This window comes from Duganella sp. GW821-FHT07F09, assembly GCF_059418705.1.
On the sequence record NZ_JBWKQJ010000006.1, the window covers coordinates 454,489 to 475,619 of the forward strand.

The window sequence follows — 21,131 nt, forward strand, 5'->3', positions numbered from 1 at the left end:
ATGGCAACGCCCTTCTCCCCCAAGCGCGGTCTGGTGCTGGTCGCCGACGACGATCCCGTGATGCGCCTGCTGATGCTGGAAATGCTGGCCCAGGTCGGCCTCGACGCCATCGAGGCCGAGGACGGCGTGCAGGCGCTGGCCTGCTACCAGAACATGGCGCCGGACCTGGTGTTGCTCGACGTCGAAATGCCCGGCATGGACGGCTTTTCCGTGTGCCGTGAAATCCGCCGGCTGGAAACGCATGCGGTCGTGCCCATCATCATGGTCACCGGCGGCGACGAGCTCGAATCGGTCACCAAGGCCTACGAGGCCGGCGCCACCGATTTCGTCTCCAAGCCGATCAACTGGCCCATCCTCGGCCACCGCGTGCTCTACGTGCTGCGCGCCAGCGACGCCATCACCCGCCTGCGCATCGCCGACGCCCACCACCGCGCCGTGCTGGCGGCGATCCCGGACACCTTCTTCCGCATGAACAAGGACGGCTTCTATCTGGACTACGAGCAAGGCCACGAGGCGAGCAGCGTGTTCTCCAGCGACAACTGCGTCGGCCGCCACCTGGACCAGGTGCTGCCGGAGGAAATCGCCCGGCACATGCTGGAAGAGGTGCGCACGGTGCTCGACACCCAGCACATCCGCTCGCTCGACTACGAACTGCCGATCCCCGGCCCGGCCCCGCGCGTGCGCCAAGGCGAGCACGCGGTGCCATTGCCGGTGCGGCATTTCGAGGCGCGCCTGGTGGCGACGGGGCCCGACGAGGTGCTGGGCCTGGTGCGCGACATCAGCGAGCGCAAGCGCACCGAGGAACAGATCCGCCGCCTGGCCTACTGCGACAGCCTGACCGGCATCCCGAACCGCCAAGCATTCCTGGAAACCCTGGAAGCCGAGCTGATTCGCTCGCGCAAGGGCAACAAGAAATTCGCCGTGCTGTTCATGGACCTGGATGCCTTCAAGCGCATCAACGACACCCTGGGCCACGACGTCGGCGACCATTTGCTGATGGCCGTGTCCGAACGCCTGCGCGAAACCACGCGGCCGAGCGACCTGGTCTCGCGCACGGAAGTGGGCGGCAACAACCTGGCGAGGCTGGGCGGCGACGAGTTCACCATCCTGATTCCCGACCTGGAGCGGGTGGAAAACGCGCTCAACGTCGCGCACCGGGTCAAGGAAGCGATGCGGCGCCCGTTCCTGATCGACGCCCACGAAATCTTCGTCACGGCCAGCATCGGCATCTCGTTGTATCCGGAGGACGGCGAGGATTGCAACTCCCTGCTCAAGTACGCGGACACGGCGATGTACCACGCCAAGAACTGCGGCAAGAACAACGCCAAGCTGTACAGCTCCTCGCTGACGATGCAGATCATGAGCCACGTCAAGCTCGAGGTCGGCCTGCGCAAGGCTTTGCGGAACGACGAGTTGTATCTGCTGTACCAGCCGCAGATCGACGTCGCCAGCGCGCAGATCGTCGGCGTCGAGGCGCTGGTGCGCTGGCGCCATCCGGAGCGCGGCGTGATCTCGCCCACCGAGTTCATTCCACTGGCCGAGGAGACCGGCCTGATCGTCCCGATCGGCGAATGGGTGCTGCGCACGGCCTGCCAGCAGGCCATGGCGTGGCAGTCGGTGGGCAAACAGCCGCTACGGGTGGCGGTCAACCTGTCGGCCAAGCAGTTCAAGGACGAGAATTTGACGCAGATCGTGATGTCGGCGCTGGACGACACGGGCCTGCCGGCGGAGCTGCTGGAACTGGAGCTGACCGAGGGCACGCTGATGGACGACGCCCGCGCCACGATGGTCACGTTGGAACAGTTGCGCGCGATCGGCGTGTACCTGTCGATAGACGACTTCGGCACGGGCTATTCGTCGATGAATTATCTCAAGCGCTTCGATGTGCGGGCGCTCAAGATCGACAAGAGTTTCATCTGTGGGTTGCCGCAGGATTCGGAGAACGCGGCGATCACGCGCGCCATCATCGCGATGGCTCACGGGCTCAAGATGGAGGTGGTGGCCGAGGGCGTGGAAACCGACGCGCAGCTGGTGTTGCTGGAGGAATATGGCTGCGACATGGTGCAGGGCTATTACCTGGGCCACCCGTCGCCGCCGGAATCGATCACGATCATGCTGAGCAACCAGTGTGCGCTGGCGGCGCCGTTATAAACTGTCGGCCGCCACGGACCTGAAAACAACGAGGAAACACGTAGGGCGGATTAGCGTAGCGTAATCCGCCATGCATGCTCCGTCGGCGGCTCATCGATGGCGGATTACGGCTTCGCCTAATCCGCCCTACGTGTCTCCGTGGATGCGCATATATCGCCTCAACCGCTTATAGCACCCCGTCGCGCTTCATCGCGCCGATCTCGTCATCGCTATATCCCAGCGACCGCAACACCTCGTGGTTATGCTGCCCCAACGCCGGACCGATCCACTGCGTGCGGCCCGGCGTGGCCGACAGCTTCGGCGAAATCGCCGGCAACTTGACCGGCGTGCCGTCCGCAAACTGGTGCTGTTCGAACATCTCCCGCGCCAAAAACTGCGGATCGACCATCATGTCCCGCACCGAATAAATTTTACCGGCCGGCACATCCGCCGCCTTCAACACCGTCAGCGCGCTGTCGATATCCTGCGTATCGCACCACGCCTGTATCGCGTCGTCGATTTCCTGCGTGCGTTGCACGCGTCCGTCGTTGCGCTCCAGCTGCGCATCCCCGGCCAGGTCGAAGCGTCCCATGGCCAGCATCAGCCGCTTGAAGATCGCGTCGCCATTGCCAGCGATGACGATGTTCTCGCCATCTTTTGTCGTGTAGGTATTCGACGGCACGATCCCCGGCAACGCCCCACCGGTACGCTCGCGCACCACGCCCGCGTGATCGAACTCGGGCACCAGCGACTCCATCAGATTAAAGACGGACTCATACAGCGCCACATCGACCATCTGCCCTTCGCCTTCAAGCCTGCCGCCGGTGGCGTCGCGGTGCCGCAGCGCCATCATCGCGCCGATGACGCCGTGCAGCGCCGCGACCGAGTCGCCGATCGACACGCCGACGCGCACCGGCGGCCGGTCCGCGTGACCGGACACATAGCGCAAGCCGCCCATCGATTCGCCGATCGCGCCGAAGCCCGGCAAGTCCTTCATCGGCCCGGTCTGGCCGAAGCCGGACAGCCGCACCATGATGGTGGCAGGATTGAGCGCCTTCAATTGCTCGTAGCCGATGTCCCATTTTTCCAGCACGCCGGGACGGTAGTTTTCGACGATGATGTCCGCTTCCAGCGCCAGTTGGCGGGCGATGGCGCGGCCACGCTCGCTCTTCATATTGAGCGTCAACGATTTCTTGTTGCGCGACTGCACCGACCACCACAGCGACGTGCCGTCCTTCAGCACCCGCCATCTGCGGATCGGGTCGCCGCCATCGGGAGATTCGATCTTGATCACCTCGGCGCCGAACTCGGCCAGCATGCGCGCGCAGAACGGCCCGGCGATGAGCGTGCCCAGCTCCAGCACTTTGATGCCCGCCAGCGGGCCGGAAGATTTGGGATCTGTCATGTCGCCCTGCGGTCCAGCATCGCGCGAGCGATGGTGCCGGCGTCGACGTATTCGAGCTCGCCGCCGACCGGCACGCCACGCGCCAGACGGCTGACGTTCAGCCCGCGCGCCTTCAGCAGCTCGCTGATGTAGTGCGCGGTGGCCTCGCCCTCGTTGGTGAAATTGGTGGCCAGCACCACTTCGGTGACCAGCCCGTCGGCGGCGCGCGCCACCAGCTTTTCCAGATGAATATCCTTCGGGCCGATGCCGTCGAGTGGCGAGAGCCGCCCCATCAGGACAAAGTACAAGCCCTTGTAGGTCAGCGTCTGCTCGATCATCAACTGGTCGGCCGGCGTCTCGACCACGCACAGCAGACGGCGATCGCGCTGCTCGTCGGTGCACATGTCGCAGACCTCTTCCTCGGTGAAGGTATTGCACAGCGCGCAGTGGTGCACGGCGCTGACGGCCTGGTGCAACGCGCGCGACAGCATGTCCGCGCCTTCGCGGTCATGCTGCAGCAAGTGGAACGCCATCCGTTGCGCCGACTTGGGGCCGACGCCGGGCAGACGGCGCAACGCTTCCGTCAGAAATTCCAGCGACTTGGACATGTGCCCGGACCGAAGCCTTCCTTAGAACGGCATCTTGAAGCCGGCCGGCAGATTCATGCCGGAGGTCAGGCCGCCCAGCTTCTCGGCGGAGGTCGCCTCGGCCTTGCGCACGGCGTCGTTGAAGGCGGCGGCGACCAGGTCTTCCAGCATGTCCTTGTCGTCGGCCAGCAGCGACGGGTCGATCGACACGCGCTTGACGTCGTTCTTGCAGCTCATGACGACCTTGACCAGGCCGGCGCCGGACTGGCCTTCGACCTCGATCAGGGCCAGCGCTTCCTGCGCCTTCTTCATGTTGTCCTGCATTGCTTGCGCTTGCTTCATCAAGCCTGCCAGTTGGTTCTTCATCATGATGGAGTTCTCCGTGTTTGAAATGGTAAGGATGTGATCAGTTCGGCGCTGGGGCCAGCGCGGCGGCCGGCGGCACGATGGAGCCCGGCACCACCCAGGCGTCGAACTCGCGGATCATGCTGTTCACAAAGGGATCGTTGGCGATGGTCTCTTCGGCGGCCCGCTGGCAAGCCGCGCGGTGCGCCTGCGCCTCGGCGCTGGCGGTGTACCAGACGGCGCCCAGCTCGGTGTCGACGCGCACGGCGCGGCCGAAACGCTCGGTCAATGCCACGGTCAGTTTTTCAACGTTGCCCTGCGTGCGCCAGGTTTCGATCGGCACGCGGACCTTGAAGACGACGGCGTTGCCGTCGAAAACGCATTCGATCAGCTCGGCCTGCATCGCCAATTGCTGGGCGACGCCGCGCAACGGCAGCGCGGCGGCGACGGCCGGCCAGTTGCCATCCCAGCCCAGCTCCGGCACCGGGGTGATGACGTAGGCGTAAGGCGCCTTGGCGGGCGCCGGCGCGGCGCGGGCCGGCGCGACGAACGCTTGCACGCCATCGCCAACGGCGTTGGCCGCAGGTGCCGGCGACGGGCTGTGCGACGGCGCGTACGACTGGCTTTGCGCGGCCGGCGCGTAGCCTTGCGGCGCCGGCGACGATTGCGCTACCGCGCTGTCGTCGGAAAATTCGGTGACCCACGGCGGCAGGTCGTCCTCGTCGCCGGCCTGCTGTTGGGCAGGCTGTGCGGCGGGCGCGGCGTATTGCGGCGCGGCCGCAGGTGCCGCCGGCTGAACCGGCTGCACGGCCTGACGCACCGGCGCTTCCAGCACAGCGGCGTCGCCACCCGAGGCCGCGTTAGGCGGCATATCTTCCCATGGCGCAGGACGCGACGGTGCGGCGGCCTGCGCGGCATTAAAATTTGCGGAGGCCCCCGGCGGCGTGTAGGCGGCGCTCGGCGCCTGGGGCTGCGATGGCGCGGCCATCGCCGGCGTTGGGGCCGGCTCGGCAGCGGCTGGCGCTGGCGCCGATGGGGCTGGTCCGCCGCCATAGGCGCGCGCGCCCGGCTTGGAGCCGGCGCGCGCTGCTTCCAGCGCGGCATTCAGGGCCGCGCGGGCGGGACTGATCGGTCCCGACGGCGCGGCAGGCGCGGCGGCCTGTGGCGTTGGTGCGGGGGCTAGCGCGGCAGGCGCGGCCACTGGCGCCGGGGCCGGCACAGGCGCCGCTGGCGCCATGGTCGGTGACGGCGCCATGCTGGCCGGCGGACTTGCCGGCGCGACAGGCGCGGGAGCCATTGCAGGCGCGGTTGCAGGCGGCTGCATCTCGCCGCGCGCCATCGCGGCGGCGGCGCCGGCGACCACCGCGGGCGGTGTCATGCTGGCGTGGTTGGCCTGCACATGCGAGGCCGCGCGCGCCGGCGGCGCGGCGGCGGCGCGCGCGGCTGCCACGGCGGCAGGACGCGACATCGCCGGCGCGCCCGCCGGTTGTCCCTCGGCCCCGCCTACGCCGGGCCGAAAGGCCAGCATGCGCAACAAGGTCATCGAGAAACCGGCGTATTCATCCGGCGCCAGGCCCAGTTCATTGCGGCCATGCACGGCGATCTGGTAATACAGTTGCACCTCTTCCGCATCGAACGCGGCGGCGAGGCGCACGACATCGGCGTACTCCGGCAAATCCTCCGGCAGCGCGGCCGGCACCGTCTGCGCCAGCGCGATCCGGTGCAGCAACGTGCCCAGATCCTGCAGCGCGCCATTGTACGACAGGCTGCGCGTGGCCATCTCGTCGGCCACGGCCAGCAGGTCGGCGCCATCCTGCGCGGCCAGCGCGTCCAGCAGGCGGATCAGATAAGACTGGTCCAGCGCGCCGAGCATGCCCTGCACCGCGTCGAGCGTCACTTCGCCGGCCGCATAGGCGATGGCCTGGTCGGTCAGCGACAGCGCATCGCGCATCGAACCGTGGGCGCCGGCGGCCAGCAGGCGCAAGGCCGGCTGCTCGAAGGCGATGCCCTCCTGCCCCAGAATGTTTTCCAAATGGCCGATGATGTGGCCCGGCGGCATCTGCTTCAAGTTAAATTGCAGACAGCGCGACAGCACCGTCACGGGAATCTTTTGCGGATCGGTCGTCGCCAGGATGAACTTGACGTGCTCGGGCGGTTCTTCCAGCGTCTTCAGCATCGAGTTGAAGGCGTGGTTGGTCAGCATGTGCACCTCATCGATCATATAGACCTTGAAGCGCGCATTGCTCGGCGCGTACACCGCCTGCTCCAGCAGCTGCGCCATCTCGTCCACGCCCCGGTTCGACGCCGCATCCATCTCGATGTAATCGACAAAGCGGCCCGCGTCGATCGCGGTGCATGCCTCGCACACGCCGCACGGGGTCGGCGTGATGCCGCCGTTGCCGTCCGGGCCGACGCAATTGAGCGACTTGGCCAGGATGCGCGACAAGGTGGTCTTGCCGACACCCCGCGTGCCGGTGAACAGGTAGGCGTGGTGCAGCCGTCCGCTGTGCAGGGCGTGCGTGAGCGCGCGCACGACGTGCTCCTGGCCGACGAGCGTTTCGAAGTTCTTGGGGCGGTATTTACGGGCGAGGACTTGATAGGACATGCTGGATTTTACCGTAGATAGCAGGAGCAAAGGGGCCGCGTTGGGCGCGCCAAAGCGGCAATTGTAACAACTCGGCGCGATAATAGGTACGGCAACAATTCTGCCCTACAATTTGTTTTTGCTTCAACCTGTGAAAAATGAAAAAAATCGCCCTGCTCTCCCTGTTGATGTTGTCCCTGAACCTGCACGCCGCCGAGCGTGAATGGACGCCCTACAAAAAACTGGTCGAAGGCCTGCGTCTGGACCGATTCTACGCGCTGCCGCCCGCCGAACGCGACCGGGTCAACCTGTTTATAAAGGTACAGCCGGTCAACAAAACCTACAAACCGTCCGACGTCGTGCTCACCGTGGTCAACGGCAGCGAGCGCACGCCCCTGCCCGCGCTCACGCCGGACTTCCGGCTGGCGATCGGCGCGCCCAATCCGAAATGGATGAAGGACGACGTCAAGATCATGACCAACCTGCCGAAGGAAGACAAGACGGCCGTCAACTACGAAGCCGTGACGCCGCTGCCGGAAGGCCTGCAATGGTCGTACGCCTCCGTGATGGGCAGCGTCGGGCAAATGAACAACGCCATCAAGAAGATGGCCGGCGCGATGAGCATGTTCGCCCCGAGCGTGGATGTGGTGCTGTTCAAGTTCGACAAGCCGGCGCAGCTGAAGGTGGGCGCCAAGGTCTACAACACCAACGCGAAACACGAGATCGCAGTGAAGCCGGAATCGGACTTGATGAAGGCCAACCCGATGATCGTCGCGTCGGAGCGGCCGTTCGAGGCGGAACTGCGGGGCGACTAAGCCGGCCGCAAGTTCGGTGGACATAAAAAAAGCTGCCTGATGGCAGCTTTTTAATATTCCCGAAGGATTCCCGAAGGAGGCGAGCCTGATCTGCGGCACTTATGGTTAACAGCCGTGGCTGCTTCGTTCCCGACCTGACCAGGTTAGCCGTGCCACAATGCGCAGGGGCCCGCCGGGATCAATTATACCCTACAGGCCCAACTCCTGCCAAATCTGATCGACACGCGTTTTCACCGCGGGTGTCATGGTGATCGTCGTGCCCCACTCGCGGGTCGTTTCACCGGGCCACTTGTTGGTCGCGTCGATGCCCATCTTGCTGCCCAGGCCACTCACCGGCGAGGCGAAGTCCAGGTAATCGATCGGCGTGTTGTCGACCAGGGTGGTGTCGCGGGTCGGATCGACGCGGGTGGTGATCGCCCAGATCACTTCCTTCCAGTCGCGCACGTTCACGTCCTCGTCCACCACCACGATGAACTTGGTATACATAAACTGGCGCAGGAAGCTCCACACGCCGAACATCACACGCTTGGCATGGCCGGCGTACTGTTTCTTGATCTGCACCACCGCCATGCGGTAGCTGCAACCCTCCGGCGGCAGATAGAAATCGGTGATCTCGGTGAACTGTTTTTGCAGCAACGGGATGAACACCTCGTTCAGCGCCAGGCCCAGCACGGCCGGCTCGTCCGGCGGCTTGCCTGTATAAGTAGAGTGGTAGATCGGATCGCGGCGCATCGTGATGCGGTCGATCGTAAACACCGGAAAGGAATCCTGCTCGTTATAGTAGCCGGTGTGGTCGCCGTAAGGCCCCTCCAGCGCGTGCTCGTAGCCGGACGGGTGGTTCTCGTCCGGATAGATATGACCCTCGAGCACGATCTCGGCCGATGCCGGCACCCGCAGCTCGCTGCCGATGGCCTTGACCAGCTCGGTGCGGCTGCCGCGCAGCAGGCCGGCGAACTGGTATTCCGACAAGCTGTCGGGCACCGGCGTCACCGCGCCTAATATAGTAGCGGGATCGGCGCCCAGCGCGACGCAGATCGGATAAGGCTTGCCCTTGTTCTGTATGGCGTGCTCGCGGAAATCGAGCGCGCCGCCGCGATGCGCCAGCCAGCGCATGATGACCTTATTGGGCCCGAGCACCTGCTGACGGTAGATGCCCAGATTCTGGCGCTTCTTATTAGGTCCCTTGGTGATCACCAAACCCCAGGTGATCAACGGCGCGATATCGCCCGGCCAGCAATGTTGAATCGGCAGTTTGGCCAAATCGACATCGGCGCCCTCCCACACGATGTCGTGGCACGGCGCGCCGCGCAATTCCTTGGGCGCCATATCCCAGACGGCCTTCACCAACGAGCCCAGGCCCAGCAAGTCCTTGAAATCCTTCGGCGGCTCCGGCTCTTTCAAGCGGGCCAGCACGTGGCCGATTTTGCGCAGTTCGCCGACATCCTCGGCGCCCATACCGAGCGCGACGCGCCGCGGCGTGCCGAACAAATTGGTCAAGACCGGCATGTTGTGGCCGGTCGGATTTTTGAACAGCAATGCCGGTCCTCCGGCCCGCAATGTGCGGTCGGATACCTCGGTCATCTCTAAATGCGGCGAAACGGGCAATAAAATGGGCCTAAGTTCGTCCATTCGTTGCAACTGAGAAATAAAATCTCGCAAATCTGAATATTTCATCGTTTTTTAATTTTTTCTTACGGTGAAGCCTACTGTTTAAAAATACAGGTCAAGTAGTTGATTTTATTGGTTTTCCAGCGAACACAAGCAAAAAAGTAAGACTTAAAAGTTATAGCTTTCATTTGCGTTAGTATTGACTTGATATAAAACGGCTTCTACAATTTGCCCTACTTGAAGAGAACACGGTCTCAGGACCACATGGAAGCACATGTTGTTGTTGCTCATTCATTCACGGAGTCGGGGCTCCACATGACATTTTAAGGAGTGTTTTCAAAAGGCGTCTGCCTTACCCCCGAAAGAAGTTGTATTGCGACTGATCGAATACCACAGGGAAAGATCAGCTCAGGCAAGCAATGACGGCGTCCAACGCGCGCACCCATAGCGGCGACGGACGATGATATTTCTGATGCATGGCATTAGCACCCGGTTAGCTGCGTTCAACGCTGGCAGGGACCCGCTTTTACGGCATTTCAGGGGAACTCTATGATTAATCGCTTCACTAGTGCGTCGGCTGCGGCCCGCACTTACCTGGCCGGCCGGCCAGCGGCGTCGTTTTTGACGACCCGCGTATCGGCAAAGGGTGTGTTGACCACCGCCCAGCACACTTTGACCATTCTTGGTGTGACCGCTTTAGTTGTCATGGCAGTATTTTTTGTTCGTCCGGACCTGGCCAAAGCCTTGAGCGACAGCCTGAACCCGGCTCCAGAAGTCCCAGCCGTCGCCGCCGTCGTGGCGCCGCCGCTGTCGGCCCTGATGCAAACTCCCGCCCCCGCTCCAGCCGGCACCGTGGCCAACGCCACGGACGCACCGCTGAGCGCCGACGAAAAAGCCCTGATGGGTACGCAGAAGCAGCAACAATGGGTCACCTCGTGGCTGTCCAAGCGCTACCGCGTGGCGGGCGACGCCGCCAACATGCTCGTTTCCACCGCCTACCTGACGGCCCGCGAGATCAAACTTGATCCGCTGCTGATCCTGGCTGTGATGGCGATCGAATCCGGCCTCAATCCGTTCGCGGAAAGCCCGGTCGGCGCGCAGGGCCTGATGCAGGTCATGTCGAAGATCCACCACGACAAGTTCCAGGAAATGGGCGGTCTGCAAGCGGCGCTCAATCCGGTCGCCAATATCCGCGTCGGCTCGCTGATCCTCAAGGATTACGTCAAGCGCGGCGGTTCGGTCGAAGCGGGCCTGAAAATCTACGTCGGCGCCGCAGCGTTCGAACACGACGACGGCTACGGTTCGAAAGTGATGGCGGAATACAATCGTCTGAAGCAGGTTTCGGCAGGCAAGAAAGTGCCAACGATCACGCCGATGCTGGCGGCCGCCAAGCCACAACCGCAACAACAGCCGCAACAGCAAACCGCGCCGATCGCGGCCGCGCCAAGCGCGAACCACGACACGCAAATCGCCGGCCTCTAATATATATAGAGGGCGCCGCGAAAAAGGCCGTTCAGTGCAGACTGAACGGCCTTTTTGTTTGTGGTTTTCGTAGGGCGGATTAGCGCAGCGTAATCGGCCAGGCTCCGTCGGCGGCTCATGGGCAGCTGGTCACCTTGGTTCGGATGCCGTCGCTGAAGGGATCGCGGCCACCGGTGACGGCATTGGTTTCCTTATAAGCGCAGTAAGTGCCGCCGCCTGGCGTGCGCACCTTGGTCATCACGCGGCCGTCCGCCATCTTCACGTCCTCCATCGTCGTGCCGCTGTCGTTGCCCACGTAGGCGCCGCCTATCCTGGCGGCCAACACAGTCGTGTCGTTGGCGATCTTCTTGTCGCGCGGATTCCAGGCTTCCTTGCGCAATTGCTTGTCAACCAGAGCGGCGCTTTTCAGCGCGCGTTGCCGCAAGTCCTCGGCCGGCTTGGCGGCCGGCTCGGCGAACGGATCCGGCGGCGGCATGGTTTGGGTGATCGCCTGCGGCTGTGTCGCAGCGACCGGTGCGGGTTCCACGGGCGCCGTGACCTCCAACCGCGCTGTGACAGGCTGGGATGGCTTTCGCGCGGCGACCTTGGGCGGCGTTGGCGCATCCGGCTGCAGCCGTTTGATCGGCGCGAGTATATAAGTGATGGCGGCGTGCGGCGTCATGGAAGCCGCCAGAGGCCGCTCAGGCGCCTGCCACGCGACGAACGCCAGCAAGTGCGCGCCGCCGATCAGCGCCAGCCAGCCGCGTCGTCGCCAGGCCTGCGGGCCTTGGGCAGGATAAAGTTCGATAATGCGGCCTCAAAATTAGTCGAATATCAATTAATTCTGGGGTGCACGCTGAGCAAGGTCAACGCCGATATAAAAAAAGCCACCGCAAGATACCTCGGGTGGCTTTTGACGATACCGGAAGCGGCTTAACGCTTCTTGTCGGCCGCCACTTCGTCCGGACGCAGGCGCGCGGCCAGCTTGTCGAGCACGCCGTTGACGTATTTGTGGCCGTCGATACCGCCGAACGACTTGGTCAATTCCACCGCTTCGTTGATGACGACGCGGTAAGGGATTTCCAAGTTGTTCTTCAGTTCGAACGCGCCGATCAGCAGCACCGCGTGCTCGATCGGGGACAGTTCGGAGATGCCGCGGTCGACCAGCGGCGCGAACGTCTCGCGCAACGCCACCGAATCCTTGATCGCGCCGTACAGCAGCACGGTGAAGTGGTCGCCGTCGGCCTTGTCGAAGCCGTGCGCGCCACGGATGTTGTTCACCACGGTGGCGGCGTCTTCATTGTTCAGCAGCCACTGATATAAACCCTGCAACGCGAACTCGCGTGCGCGGTGACGCGGCGTGCGACTCTTGCTAGGGTTGGCGTGCAAAATTTTATCTGTCATGGTTGTACCCGTTTCTAATTACTTACTTTAATTACTTGGTGCTATTTCAAAAATACTTTCCTGTTGCGCCGCCCGCTGGCCATGCTTGGGCCGCAGGCGGAGCTTGGCGGATTACGCTACGCTAATCCGCCCTACGTGCTTCCGTAGTTTACGCGCATCGTGGCGCTGAATTTACTCGTCGTCGCCCTGGTCCTGGCTCAACTCTTCGAGCGCGATGGTCAGGTTGGCCATCTCGACGGCCACGCGGGCGGCATCGGCGCCTTTGACGGCCATGCGCGCTTCCGCCTGCTCGTCGTTCTCGGTGGTCAAAATCGCGTTGGCGATAGGGATACCATAATCGAGGCCGATACGGGTGATGCCGGCGCCCGACTCGTTCGAGACCAGTTCGAAGTGGTAGGTCTCGCCGCGGATGACCGCGCCCAGCGCGATCAACGCGTCGAACTGCTGCGACTCCGCCATCTTCTGCAGCACCAGCGGCACTTCCAGCGCGCCGGGAACGGCCACATGCAGCACGTCCTCGTCGGCCACGCCCAGGCGCTTCAGTTCGGCCAGGCAGGCGGACAGCAAGCCGTGGCAGACGTCCTCGTTAAAACGCGCCTGAACGATGCCGACGCGCAAACCGTCGCCGGACAAATTGGTTTCGTAGCTTCCTACCGTCATGATGGACCTCTTTAATATGTGTGTTGTTAGTTCGGTTTGGCCAGGTAGCCGGTCACTTCAAGATCGAAGCCTGTCATCGACGGCATCTTGCGCGGGCTGGCCAGCAGCTGCATCTTGCAGACGCCGACTTCCTTCAAAATTTGCGCGCCGATACCGTAGCTGCGCAGGTCCATGCTGGCCGCGCGGCCTTTCGGTTTGGTCTCCGGCTTGTCGAGCGCCTGGAACTGGGAGAAGAACTGGTCGGCCGTCTCCTCGCAGTTGAGCAGCACGATCACGCCGCTATCGGCGGCCTTGACCGCCGCCAGCGACGACGACAGGTTCCACGAGTGGGTGGTCGCCTCCGACTCGAGGATGTCGAGGATAGAGACCGGCTGGTGCACGCGCACCAGAGTTTCCTTGTTCTTTTCGATCTGGCCGTGGATCAGCGCCAGGTGGGCCGAGCCGCTCGGCTTGTCGCGGTAGGCGATCATGCGGAACTCGCCCTGCGCCGTCTTCAGTTGGCGCTCGCCGATCTGCTCGACCAGCGACTCGTTGCGGCTGCGGTAGTGAATCAGGTCGGCGATGGTGCCGATCTTCAGATTATGTTCCTTGGCAAATTCCAGCAGGTCCGGCAGGCGCGCCATCGTGCCGTCGTCCTTCATGATCTCGCAGATCACCGAGGCCGGGGTGAGGCCCGCCATCGCGGTCAGGTCGCAACCGGCTTCGGTATGGCCGGCGCGCATCAGCACGCCGCCCTTTTGCGCCTTCAGCGGGAAGATGTGGCCCGGCTGGACGATGTCCGTCGGCAGCGTATCCTTGGCCACGGCCACCTGAATGGTCTTGGCGCGGTCGGCGGCCGAGATGCCGGTGGTCACGCCTTCGGCCGCCTCGATCGAGACGGTGAAGTTGGTGCCGAAGGCGGTGCCGTTGCGGGTCGACATCATCGACAGGTTCAACTGGTCGCAGCGCTCTTCGGTCAGGGTCAGGCAGACCAGGCCGCGCGCGTGCTTGACCATGAAATTGATGGCTTCCGGCGTGACGAAATCCGCCGCGAGCACCAGGTCACCTTCGTTTTCCCGGTCTTCTTCATCGACCAGGATCACCATGCGGCCAGCGCGCAATTCGGCGACGATTTCTTCGGTGCTGGAAATTGACATTTTTAATCCTTGGGAACTATGCGAGAACAGGCCGCTATTTTAAAGGATTTACGCCTTCCCTACCGTAAACAGCCGCTTTTATCCGGCAAAAGATGACTTTCCGCCAGTCGAGCTTTACATATTGAAAACATTACCCACTGGTAAGGGGGCTGCCTGTCCGGACGATTTACAATCAGAACGAAATCAAAATCAACCTGGAGACTTTCGGATGGGGCAAATATCGCGACAAAACCTGCTTCCGGCGGCGAAACTGCTCATTTCGCTCGCAATGGGCGCCATGACCGTCCCGCTGCACGCCCAGGACGGGCCGCCGATCACACCCTACCGGCCGTCGGTCTCGAGTCCCGCGCAGTTGCCAGCGCCCGGCCAGCTGGAATTCGAGCTCGGCGGCCTGAGCACCAAAACGGACAACGACCGGCGCGCGAGCTTGCCGTACACCTTCAAACTGGGGTTCAACGAGCAATGGGGCGTAGTGGTCGGCGGCGAAGCCTATGTATCCTCGCGCACGGACGGCGATCCGCGCCAGCGCGGCATCGGCGATACGACATTGGAACTCAAGCGCGCCTTCCCCATCGACGAAAGCACCGCACTTGGCCTCGAGCTGGGTGTGAAATTGCCGACCGCCAAAGACAGCATAGGCAGCGGCCGCAGCGATTACGTCCTCAACGGCATCTACAGCCAGGACATGGGCGTCGTTCACATGGACGCCAATCTAAACGCGACACGGCTGGGGGCCTATGAGGCAGATAGTGGACGGATTCAGAAGGGATGGTCGGCCTCGTTCTCCGCTCCCATATCGGAAAAATGGGGCGTGACCACGGAACTGTCGGGCACGCGCCGCAGCGGCCAGGCCAATACGGCCCAGTTGCTGGCGGCCGCCACCTACAGCCCGACCAAGCGCCTCACCATCGACTGGGGTATCGCCAAGGGGCTGACTTCAGCCTCTCCGGATTGGTCGCTGTTCAGTGGGATCGTGCTGCCGCTGGCAAAGCTCTGGTAGCGGCATTAACGACTTAGGGCATGGTCGCCGCGCCGATCGACACCATGCGCTCGACATAACGGGCGATCAGGTCGATTTCCAGGTTGACCTGCTTGCCAACGCTCAGGTGCTTCAGGGTCGTCACGGCGATGGTGTGCGGGATCAGGTTGATCGAGAACTGGCACACCAGATCGGCGCCGGTGCCGATGTCGGTGACGCGGTTGACGGTCAGCGACACGCCGTTGACGACGATCGAGCCCTTGAAGGCGAGGAACTTGGCCAAGTGGTGCGGGGCTTCAACGACCAGCTCCCACGACTCGCCCACCGCCTCGAACTTGCGCACCACGCCGAGGCCGTCGACGTGCCCGGTCACCAGATGGCCGCCGAGGCGCTCGTTCAGCGTCACGGCCTTTTCCAGGTTCACTTCGGTCAGGGTGTCGAGGCCGACGGTGCAATTGAGGCTTTCGCGCGAGACGTCGACGCTGAAGCTGGTGTCATCCTTTTCGATCACGGTCATGCAGGCGCCGTTGAGGGCGATCGAATCGCCCAGCGCGACATCGGCCAGCGGCAAGCCGCCCGCGTTGACGTTCAGGCGCACGCCCGCGAACGAGCCGCCTTCCAAAGGTTTGACCGATTCAATTTTGCCGACAGCGGCGACGATTCCAGTAAACATGTGAGTGCAATCTTAAGGATGGGTGAATCGTGCAAGGATACGCAAATCTTCGCCGATCTGCTTAACCTCGTGAAATTTCAGGCGCTGCTGGAGCGACAGGTCGGTCAGCGCCGGCAACGCGAACATGCCCTGCGCGTCGCCGATCAGGCTCGGCGCCAGGTACAGCAGGAGCTCGTCGACGCAGCCCTCGCGGATCAGCGAGCCATTGAGCTTGCCGCCCGCCTCGACGTGCAATTCATTGATCTGCCGGCGGCCCAGCTCGCGCATCAGTTCCGCCAAGTCCACCTTGCCGGCGGCGTTGGGCAGCATGATGACGTCGGCGCCGGCGGCGCGCAACGCCGCCTCCTTCTCCGGATTGGCGACCGCCGCCACGATCCAGGTGCCGCCGCCCTCCAGTATCCTGGCGGACAGGCTGATATCGAGCTTGCTGTCGACCACGATGCGGCGCGGCTGGCGCGGCGTCTCGACCGCCCGCACCGTCAGTTGCGGATCGTCGGCCTTGACGGTGCCGATGCCGGTCAGAATGGCGCAGGCGCGCGCGCGCCAAGCATGGCCGTCGGCGCGCGCCTCCGGCCCCGTGATCCACTGGCTCACGCCGTTGTGCAGCGCCGTCATGCCGTCCAGGCTGGCGGCGCTCTTCATGCGCACCCACGGCAGGCCGCGCGTCATCCGCGAGAAAAAACCGATATTTAATTCATAAGCTTGCTCGGCCAGCAGGCCGGTGCTGGTCTCGATGCCGGCGGCGCGCAACTTCGCCAAGCCCTGGCCGGCGACCAGCGGATTCGGGTCTTCCATCGCCGCGACCACGCGGCCGAGGCCGGCGCGCACCAGCGCGTCCGAGCACGGCGGCGTGCGGCCGAAGTGGTTGCACGGCTCCAGGGTGACGTAGGCGGTGGCGCCACGCACGTCGTGGCCGCGCGCCTGCGCATCCTTGAGCGCCTGGATTTCCGCATGGTCGCCGCCGGCTTGCTGCGTCACGCCCGCGCCGATGACCTGCCCGTCGCGCACGATCACGCAGCCGATGTGCGGATTGGGCGAGGTCGTGTACAGCCCCTTCGCGGCCCATTCCAGGGCCAGGGTCATGCCTTCGAGATCGTTGCTGATGTTCACATTGTCCTTAGTCGTTGACTCCGCCCGCGACAATTGCGGACTTCGCCATTATAAGCAAACGGAAATCGCGGTGCTGGCGCAACCACATACCGCCCCCCTGCCCTTCGACGCGGGTCAACCCCTATTCCATAATGGCTGTATTGTCCATCAATGCACTTCAGCCAAATCGCGATGAACGGTCCCACCAGAGAAGAATTTAATGCAAAACTGGAAACCATCGAAACAAGGATGGATGCCAGGGTTGCGTCCATCGAGCGCGTGATCGCGGAAGCAATCACCTCCGCCCGCGGTGCTGTCTAATATGGTGGCGTCTTTTGAATCCGGCAAGAATACGGCCGCCGCTTAAGCCGAGGTCAAAAAACATTCCGAGGAGACCGCCGCGCTCATCAAGAAAATGCGCGAAGATCTCGATGCGAGACGCGCCGGGATGCGTTAAACATCACGGCAGTGCGGATAACTTTTTCGCGGACGCATCCTCAATTGTTGATACCGCTGCAGGTGGCGCTATCAATAGCGGGATTACACACGCGTAGTCGGCCCAGCATATTGATTTTGATGTTGCGCACATCGTCGCCGCGCGAAAGCGACAACGTACCCCAGCGCGCTGATAGGCTATTACTGGCATTGCAACTGCGTCCCGCGCCGTTGTAGGCGAGGTAGCGCGGCGTTCCACCGGATGAGAAGGCGGAGGCGACCGTCATCCCGTCCGGTAGCGGGCCATGCTGGAAGAGGCGCTGCTCGCCTGCATCCGGCCGGCGGTTGCCGTTGCCGTCGACGAACACCACCCAGCCCGTGGCCCAATCCGTGCCACTCGCTTCCAGCGGGCCCAGCATGACCGGGCCGCCGCGCGCGATCGCATGCGAGCGGGTCAGGTCGATGGCCGCGACCAGATCGTTGACGGCGACTCGCAATTGCTGCCGCCGCATCACGTCTTGATAGGCGGACGCGGCGGCGCCGAGCAGTATGCCGGCCAGCACCAGCACCACCAGCAATTCCACCAGCGACACTCCGGCGCTGTTCCGTTCCATGGCCGCCCCGCTCATCGCCAGCACTCGGTGAGCGTGCCTTTCGACAGCCGTTCGCCGATGCTGGTGAGCGTCATTTCGCGGCATTCGTCGTCGCGATAGTCCGAATCCACCATGCCGGTGCCGGCCGTGGCGACCAGTTGCACGCACTGCTCGATCGGTTCGTCGTCGCAGGCCTTGCCTTCGATCTCGTAGCCGCTGTCCGGCGCGCGGCTGCCGCTCCACCATTGAAACTGGCGTTCCTCGTAACCTGTCGAGCCGGAGGAGAACGCGAGATAGGTGCCGTGCTGCGTGAAATAGCGCTCCTGCTGCAGCATCAACTTCAGCAGCATCGCCTGCGCCTCGTTGCGGCGGGTGCTGATCACATGCTGCTGCCAGGCAGGCATGGCGGCAGAGGCCAGCACGGCCAGGATCACCATCACGATCAGCATTTCAATCATGCTGAAGCCCATATGCGCGCGGCGGCTCATTTGACGGCCTCGTGCAGTTGACGCCAGTTGCCCACCTCGCGCCAACTTAGGCGACCGGCGCGCAGTTGCAGTTTGACGCGGCCAACGACCACGCTGCCCTGCGGAGTGACGTTGGCAACGGCCAGCTCCTTGAGCAGACGCGTGCGGCCGGTCGGATCGCGCGGCGTCCTGCTGGACGTGACGGGCAATAGGGACGGCGTCGACCTGTAATCCTCCGATATCTGCCCGACGATCGGCTGCCCGGTGGATGGCGGCGGCAGCCTTGCAACGGCACCATCCCTGGCCAGACCGGTGAGCACGTTAAACGCGTAAGTGCGGCTGCGGGATTTATCGCAGGGATCGGTGCCCGGTAGCAGTGTATTGAAAAACACCTCGCCGCCGGCCAGCACGCCGCTATCGATGCTGCGCTCGCCCGTTGTCTCCGCTTGCAAGAAATCGACATACCAGCCCATGCTATCGAATTCCATTTTGGCTCCGTGTACGCTGAGCGGCGGCGCACTCGCGTCGCCGCTCAGTACGCGCTGGGTCAGCTGGCTGCGGCTGGTGATGACCTCGGCGGGATCACGCAGACTGTCGCGGATCGCGTAATAGGATTGCTGTGCGAAATTGGCCGGAGCCCGGTCGGCCTTTTCGATCAACTTTCCGGTCCCGAACAAGACTAGATAGCCGCCGCCGTCGGCGTACGCCAGCGAGGGCTGCTGGGTGATCGACTGACGCCTGCCGCTGTCGTCGCGGGCGACAAACAACGGTGTGTCGCCCGCACCTGGACCTACAGCACCGGCCCAAGGCGCGCCACCGCCGAAATCGAAGCGCCAAAGGTTGCCCTGCAAATCTCCGGCGTAGCCATAGCGCAGCGCGCCTGTGCGGTCGGCCACCAGCACCGGCGCGTTGAGGGCGTTAGCCAAAGCGGCATCGGAGATCGGTGTCATGAGCCGATAGTAGTTAAGGTTAAGCCGCCATGCCGCGCCGCGTGGCTTGTCGAGCGCCAACAGGAATAAGGCGCCCTTGCCCGTCGGGCTGGCGTTGCCGTCCGCCGCGTAGTTGTTCAAGCCGCTCGCGACGACCGCAAAATGTTTGTAGAGCGGCACGCCCGCGACCATACGCGTGCGCAGCTTGGCAATCTGAGGCCGCGTGGTGACATTGCCCATCATGGCGTCGTCGCGGTCGGTGAACTCCCACAGCACGCCGCCTTCGGCGAACCGCAGCGGGTCGGTGACGTCCAGCGCGAAGACGCCTTGCGCGCCGCCGCCCATGCCGGAGACCAGGACCGTCTTGCCGACACCTGATATCACCACCTCGCCGGCGCTGGCCGGCCCATCGACATATGCCTGGTGAACATAGTCGGCGCTGGTCAAGCGATGCAAAGAGGCCATCAACGCGTTCGGCACATAGGCGAAAAGTTCGCTGCCATCGGCGACGTTAAAGGCATGCAGCATGCCGTCATTGGCGCCAACGTAGATGACATTCGGCCGCGTGCCGGATGTCGTGCCGGGAGCCGGCCCGACATACACCGGCGTGCTGTTGATGGAATCGCCCAGCATGCTGCTGCGCGTGCGGAAGAGCGTGCCCTCTTGCGTGCGATCGCCGCGCAGGAAGGCCAGGCGTTGCTCGCCCAAGCCGTCGGCGCCTGTGGCAGGGGGCTGCGCCTGGTCCAGTTGCTGCCGCTGCCCGGCCGACAGGGCGCTCCATTCAAACGGAATCATCGCCAGCGCACCGTCCGGCTGCACGATGGCCGTGAAGATTTTGCGTGCGGCCGGAGCCGGCGATGGCGGACGCACACCGTCGCCTGTGAGCAGCGCACCGGCGTCCCACATCGCCGTCGGCGTTGACGAAAATCCCGCGCCGCCGGAAGGCAGGACGTAGCGGGAAAAATGTCCGCCCCAGTCGGCTATGTCGATACTCGCTTGAAAGAGGTCGCCGGCGCTGGCACTTGCCGGGGGCGGTGCCACGCGCAGCAACGAGGAGCCGTCGATCTTAACGGCGCCGGCTCGGCACGCGGCCGTCAACGGTTCGCTGGCCACGTCGAGCGTTGGGGGCGCGGCGGTGACGACGGTGGAGACTATTATCGCAGCCGGAATCGTCAAGTATTTGAGTTGCATACGTCCTCCCTCTCAGCTGTGGCCGTCGACGGCGCTTGGCGGATTACGCTTCGCTAATCCGCCCTACGTGGTTTAGACGCAGTTTCGGTCTCGTGTCTGTTTTCCTGGGTGTCGTGCCCGCTTTCTGTTACTCAGGCTTGCTGAACACGCTTTGCAACACCACCTCTGTCGCCGGTTTCGCGCCGAAGCCGATCGCCGTCACCCGATAGCAATAGCTGGGCGTGGCGGCGGCCGACGCATCCTCTCCCGGATGGTGGCACTCGGCGCGCTCGATCAGGTAACGCGGCTTCTTAAACGGCGCAAAGCCTTGCCCAGTCTGCATCGCCGCCCCCGTCGCCGCGCCGTACGCGACCGTGCAGCCGCTGTCCACGGTGCCGGACAGGTCGACCCGCTGCCACACCGGCGCCTCGCCGCAGGCCGGATCGACGACGTCGCCGCCGCCCGCCTGGATGTCCCGTTCCGCATCCGCCAACGCATCCTCCGCCGCCTGAAACGCCACTTCCCGATCGCGCTCGCCACGCGCGGCCTTCTCGCCCTGCAAACTCAGCTGCGCCGCCGACACGCCCAGCAACATCACCAAGATCAGCATGAGCAAGCACACCAGCAACGCCACGCCGCGCTCTTGCCGCTGCACGTTGCGACCCCTTACGCGCGCCGGCAT

General features: G+C 63.7%; 20 protein-coding genes and 1 other RNA gene. 5 read left to right on the forward strand and 16 right to left on the reverse strand.

Going from position 1 to position 21,131, the window contains the following annotated elements:
* Complete coding sequence (locus AC07P1_RS18655; protein WP_494697216.1) at positions 1–2,151, forward strand: putative bifunctional diguanylate cyclase/phosphodiesterase; 2,151 nt, start codon at positions 1–3, stop codon at positions 2,149–2,151.
* Between the two features lie 166 nt (positions 2,152–2,317).
* On the opposite strand, the gene AC07P1_RS18660 is transcribed toward AC07P1_RS18655, so the two are convergent.
* The 4 genes from AC07P1_RS18660 to dnaX are packed head-to-tail and all read right to left on the reverse strand — an operon-like array spanning position 2,318 to position 7,051.
* Entirely contained in the window at positions 2,318–3,535 is a 1,218-nt protein-coding gene (locus tag AC07P1_RS18660; RefSeq protein ID WP_494697217.1) for a CaiB/BaiF CoA transferase family protein, read from the reverse strand.
* Positions 3,532–4,122 carry a recombination mediator RecR gene (recR, locus tag AC07P1_RS18665; RefSeq protein ID WP_494697218.1) on the reverse strand — a complete coding sequence of 197 codons (591 nt, stop codon included), beginning with the start codon at positions 4,120–4,122 and terminating at the stop codon, positions 3,532–3,534. The genes AC07P1_RS18660 and recR overlap by 4 nt, the downstream gene beginning before the upstream one ends.
* Before the next feature lie 21 nt (positions 4,123–4,143).
* On the reverse strand, positions 4,144–4,470 hold the full coding sequence (locus AC07P1_RS18670) for a YbaB/EbfC family nucleoid-associated protein (protein ID WP_363507643.1): 327 nt from the start codon (positions 4,468–4,470) through the stop codon (positions 4,144–4,146).
* Positions 4,471–4,507: 37 nt separating this feature from the next.
* The gene (dnaX, locus tag AC07P1_RS18675; protein ID WP_494697219.1) at positions 4,508–7,051 is read right to left on the reverse strand and encodes a DNA polymerase III subunit gamma/tau; all 2,544 of its coding nucleotides are present in this window, start codon (positions 7,049–7,051) and stop codon (positions 4,508–4,510) included.
* Positions 7,052–7,188: 137 nt separating this feature from the next.
* On the opposite strand from dnaX, the gene AC07P1_RS18680 reads away from it, so the two are divergent.
* Positions 7,189–7,845, forward strand: coding sequence for a hypothetical protein (locus tag AC07P1_RS18680; protein ID WP_494697220.1), 657 nt, complete (start codon positions 7,189–7,191; stop codon positions 7,843–7,845).
* 75 nt (positions 7,846–7,920) lie between these two features.
* Here AC07P1_RS18680 and ffs read toward each other — a convergent pair.
* Positions 7,921–8,019: signal recognition particle sRNA small type (gene ffs, locus AC07P1_RS18685), an RNA gene on the reverse strand.
* 15 nt (positions 8,020–8,034) lie between these two features.
* Entirely contained in the window at positions 8,035–9,519 is a 1,485-nt protein-coding gene (ubiD, locus tag AC07P1_RS18690; RefSeq protein ID WP_494697221.1) for a 4-hydroxy-3-polyprenylbenzoate decarboxylase, read from the reverse strand.
* 483 nt (positions 9,520–10,002) lie between these two features.
* Here ubiD and AC07P1_RS18695 point away from each other — a divergent pair, with 483 nt between their 5' ends.
* Positions 10,003–10,935, forward strand: a complete 933-nt coding sequence (locus AC07P1_RS18695; RefSeq protein WP_494697222.1) for a transglycosylase SLT domain-containing protein — start codon at positions 10,003–10,005, stop codon at positions 10,933–10,935.
* 115 nt (positions 10,936–11,050) lie between these two features.
* On the opposite strand, the gene AC07P1_RS18700 is transcribed toward AC07P1_RS18695, so the two are convergent.
* The 4 genes from AC07P1_RS18700 to ribBA all read right to left on the reverse strand — a co-directional run bounded on the left by AC07P1_RS18700 (position 11,051) and on the right by ribBA (position 14,114).
* Positions 11,051–11,647: a hypothetical protein gene (locus AC07P1_RS18700; protein WP_494697223.1), complete on the reverse strand. Its 597-nt coding sequence runs from the start codon at positions 11,645–11,647 to the stop codon at positions 11,051–11,053.
* A 200-nt stretch (positions 11,648–11,847) separates the two neighbouring features.
* The gene (nusB, locus tag AC07P1_RS18705; RefSeq protein ID WP_090327247.1) at positions 11,848–12,318 is read right to left on the reverse strand and encodes a transcription antitermination factor NusB; all 471 of its coding nucleotides are present in this window, start codon (positions 12,316–12,318) and stop codon (positions 11,848–11,850) included.
* A 171-nt stretch (positions 12,319–12,489) separates the two neighbouring features.
* The gene (ribH, locus tag AC07P1_RS18710; RefSeq protein WP_315221061.1) at positions 12,490–12,978 is read right to left on the reverse strand and encodes a 6,7-dimethyl-8-ribityllumazine synthase; all 489 of its coding nucleotides are present in this window, start codon (positions 12,976–12,978) and stop codon (positions 12,490–12,492) included.
* A gap of 26 nt (positions 12,979–13,004) precedes the next feature.
* The gene (gene ribBA, locus AC07P1_RS18715) at positions 13,005–14,114 is read right to left on the reverse strand and encodes a bifunctional 3,4-dihydroxy-2-butanone-4-phosphate synthase/GTP cyclohydrolase II (protein WP_494697224.1); all 1,110 of its coding nucleotides are present in this window, start codon (positions 14,112–14,114) and stop codon (positions 13,005–13,007) included.
* A 208-nt stretch (positions 14,115–14,322) separates the two neighbouring features.
* On the opposite strand from ribBA, the gene AC07P1_RS18720 reads away from it, so the two are divergent.
* The gene (locus AC07P1_RS18720) at positions 14,323–15,114 is read left to right on the forward strand and encodes a transporter (RefSeq protein WP_494697225.1); all 792 of its coding nucleotides are present in this window, start codon (positions 14,323–14,325) and stop codon (positions 15,112–15,114) included.
* A gap of 13 nt (positions 15,115–15,127) precedes the next feature.
* Here AC07P1_RS18720 and AC07P1_RS18725 read toward each other — a convergent pair whose 3' ends face one another.
* Both AC07P1_RS18725 and ribD read right to left on the reverse strand, forming a co-directional pair.
* Entirely contained in the window at positions 15,128–15,766 is a 639-nt protein-coding gene (locus AC07P1_RS18725; protein WP_494697226.1) for a riboflavin synthase, read from the reverse strand.
* A gap of 12 nt (positions 15,767–15,778) precedes the next feature.
* On the reverse strand, positions 15,779–16,876 hold the full coding sequence (gene ribD / locus AC07P1_RS18730; RefSeq protein ID WP_494697227.1) for a bifunctional diaminohydroxyphosphoribosylaminopyrimidine deaminase/5-amino-6-(5-phosphoribosylamino)uracil reductase RibD: 1,098 nt from the start codon (positions 16,874–16,876) through the stop codon (positions 15,779–15,781).
* 171 nt (positions 16,877–17,047) lie between these two features.
* Here ribD and AC07P1_RS18735 point away from each other — a divergent pair, with 171 nt between their 5' ends.
* Positions 17,048–17,176, forward strand: a complete 129-nt coding sequence (locus AC07P1_RS18735) for a hypothetical protein (protein WP_494697228.1) — start codon at positions 17,048–17,050, stop codon at positions 17,174–17,176.
* Between the two features lie 176 nt (positions 17,177–17,352).
* Here AC07P1_RS18735 and AC07P1_RS18740 read toward each other — a convergent pair whose 3' ends face one another.
* The 4 genes from AC07P1_RS18740 to AC07P1_RS18755 form a co-directional block, all read right to left on the reverse strand.
* Positions 17,353–17,904 (reverse strand): GspH/FimT family protein, encoded by a 552-nt coding sequence (locus AC07P1_RS18740; protein ID WP_494697229.1) that lies wholly within the window; start codon positions 17,902–17,904, stop codon positions 17,353–17,355.
* Between the two features lie 11 nt (positions 17,905–17,915).
* Entirely contained in the window at positions 17,916–18,371 is a 456-nt protein-coding gene (locus tag AC07P1_RS18745; RefSeq protein WP_494697230.1) for a type IV pilin protein, read from the reverse strand.
* Entirely contained in the window at positions 18,368–20,470 is a 2,103-nt protein-coding gene (locus AC07P1_RS18750) for a pilus assembly protein (RefSeq protein ID WP_494697231.1), read from the reverse strand. The genes AC07P1_RS18745 and AC07P1_RS18750 overlap by 4 nt, the downstream gene beginning before the upstream one ends.
* A 127-nt stretch (positions 20,471–20,597) precedes the next feature.
* Entirely contained in the window at positions 20,598–21,104 is a 507-nt protein-coding gene (locus AC07P1_RS18755) for a pilus assembly PilX family protein (RefSeq protein ID WP_494697232.1), read from the reverse strand.
* Between the last annotated feature and the right edge of the window lie 27 nt (positions 21,105–21,131).

Bases quoted from the DNA above. Each gene is read 5' to 3' on its own strand.
- AC07P1_RS18655 (WP_494697216.1), top strand. From the start codon at position 1: ATGGCAACGCCCTTCTCCCCCAAGCGCGGTCTGGTGCTGGTCGCCGAC.
- AC07P1_RS18660 (WP_494697217.1), bottom strand. From the start codon at position 3,535: ATGACAGATCCCAAATCTTCCGGCCCGCTGGCGGGCATCAAAGTGCTG.
- recR (WP_494697218.1), bottom strand. From the start codon at position 4,122: ATGTCCAAGTCGCTGGAATTTCTGACGGAAGCGTTGCGCCGTCTGCCC.
- AC07P1_RS18670 (WP_363507643.1), bottom strand. From the start codon at position 4,470: ATGATGAAGAACCAACTGGCAGGCTTGATGAAGCAAGCGCAAGCAATG.
- dnaX (WP_494697219.1), bottom strand. From the start codon at position 7,051: ATGTCCTATCAAGTCCTCGCCCGTAAATACCGCCCCAAGAACTTCGAA.
- AC07P1_RS18680 (WP_494697220.1), top strand. From the start codon at position 7,189: ATGAAAAAAATCGCCCTGCTCTCCCTGTTGATGTTGTCCCTGAACCTG.
- ubiD (WP_494697221.1), bottom strand. From the start codon at position 9,519: ATGAAATATTCAGATTTGCGAGATTTTATTTCTCAGTTGCAACGAATG.
- AC07P1_RS18695 (WP_494697222.1), top strand. From the start codon at position 10,003: ATGATTAATCGCTTCACTAGTGCGTCGGCTGCGGCCCGCACTTACCTG.
- nusB (WP_090327247.1), bottom strand. From the start codon at position 12,318: ATGACAGATAAAATTTTGCACGCCAACCCTAGCAAGAGTCGCACGCCG.
- ribH (WP_315221061.1), bottom strand. From the start codon at position 12,978: ATGACGGTAGGAAGCTACGAAACCAATTTGTCCGGCGACGGTTTGCGC.
- ribBA (WP_494697224.1), bottom strand. From the start codon at position 14,114: ATGTCAATTTCCAGCACCGAAGAAATCGTCGCCGAATTGCGCGCTGGC.
- AC07P1_RS18720 (WP_494697225.1), top strand. From the start codon at position 14,323: ATGGGGCAAATATCGCGACAAAACCTGCTTCCGGCGGCGAAACTGCTC.
- AC07P1_RS18725 (WP_494697226.1), bottom strand. From the start codon at position 15,766: ATGTTTACTGGAATCGTCGCCGCTGTCGGCAAAATTGAATCGGTCAAA.
- AC07P1_RS18735 (WP_494697228.1), top strand. From the start codon at position 17,048: ATGAACGGTCCCACCAGAGAAGAATTTAATGCAAAACTGGAAACCATC.
- AC07P1_RS18740 (WP_494697229.1), bottom strand. From the start codon at position 17,904: ATGGAACGGAACAGCGCCGGAGTGTCGCTGGTGGAATTGCTGGTGGTG.
- AC07P1_RS18745 (WP_494697230.1), bottom strand. From the start codon at position 18,371: ATGAGCCGCCGCGCGCATATGGGCTTCAGCATGATTGAAATGCTGATC.
- AC07P1_RS18750 (WP_494697231.1), bottom strand. From the start codon at position 20,470: ATGCAACTCAAATACTTGACGATTCCGGCTGCGATAATAGTCTCCACC.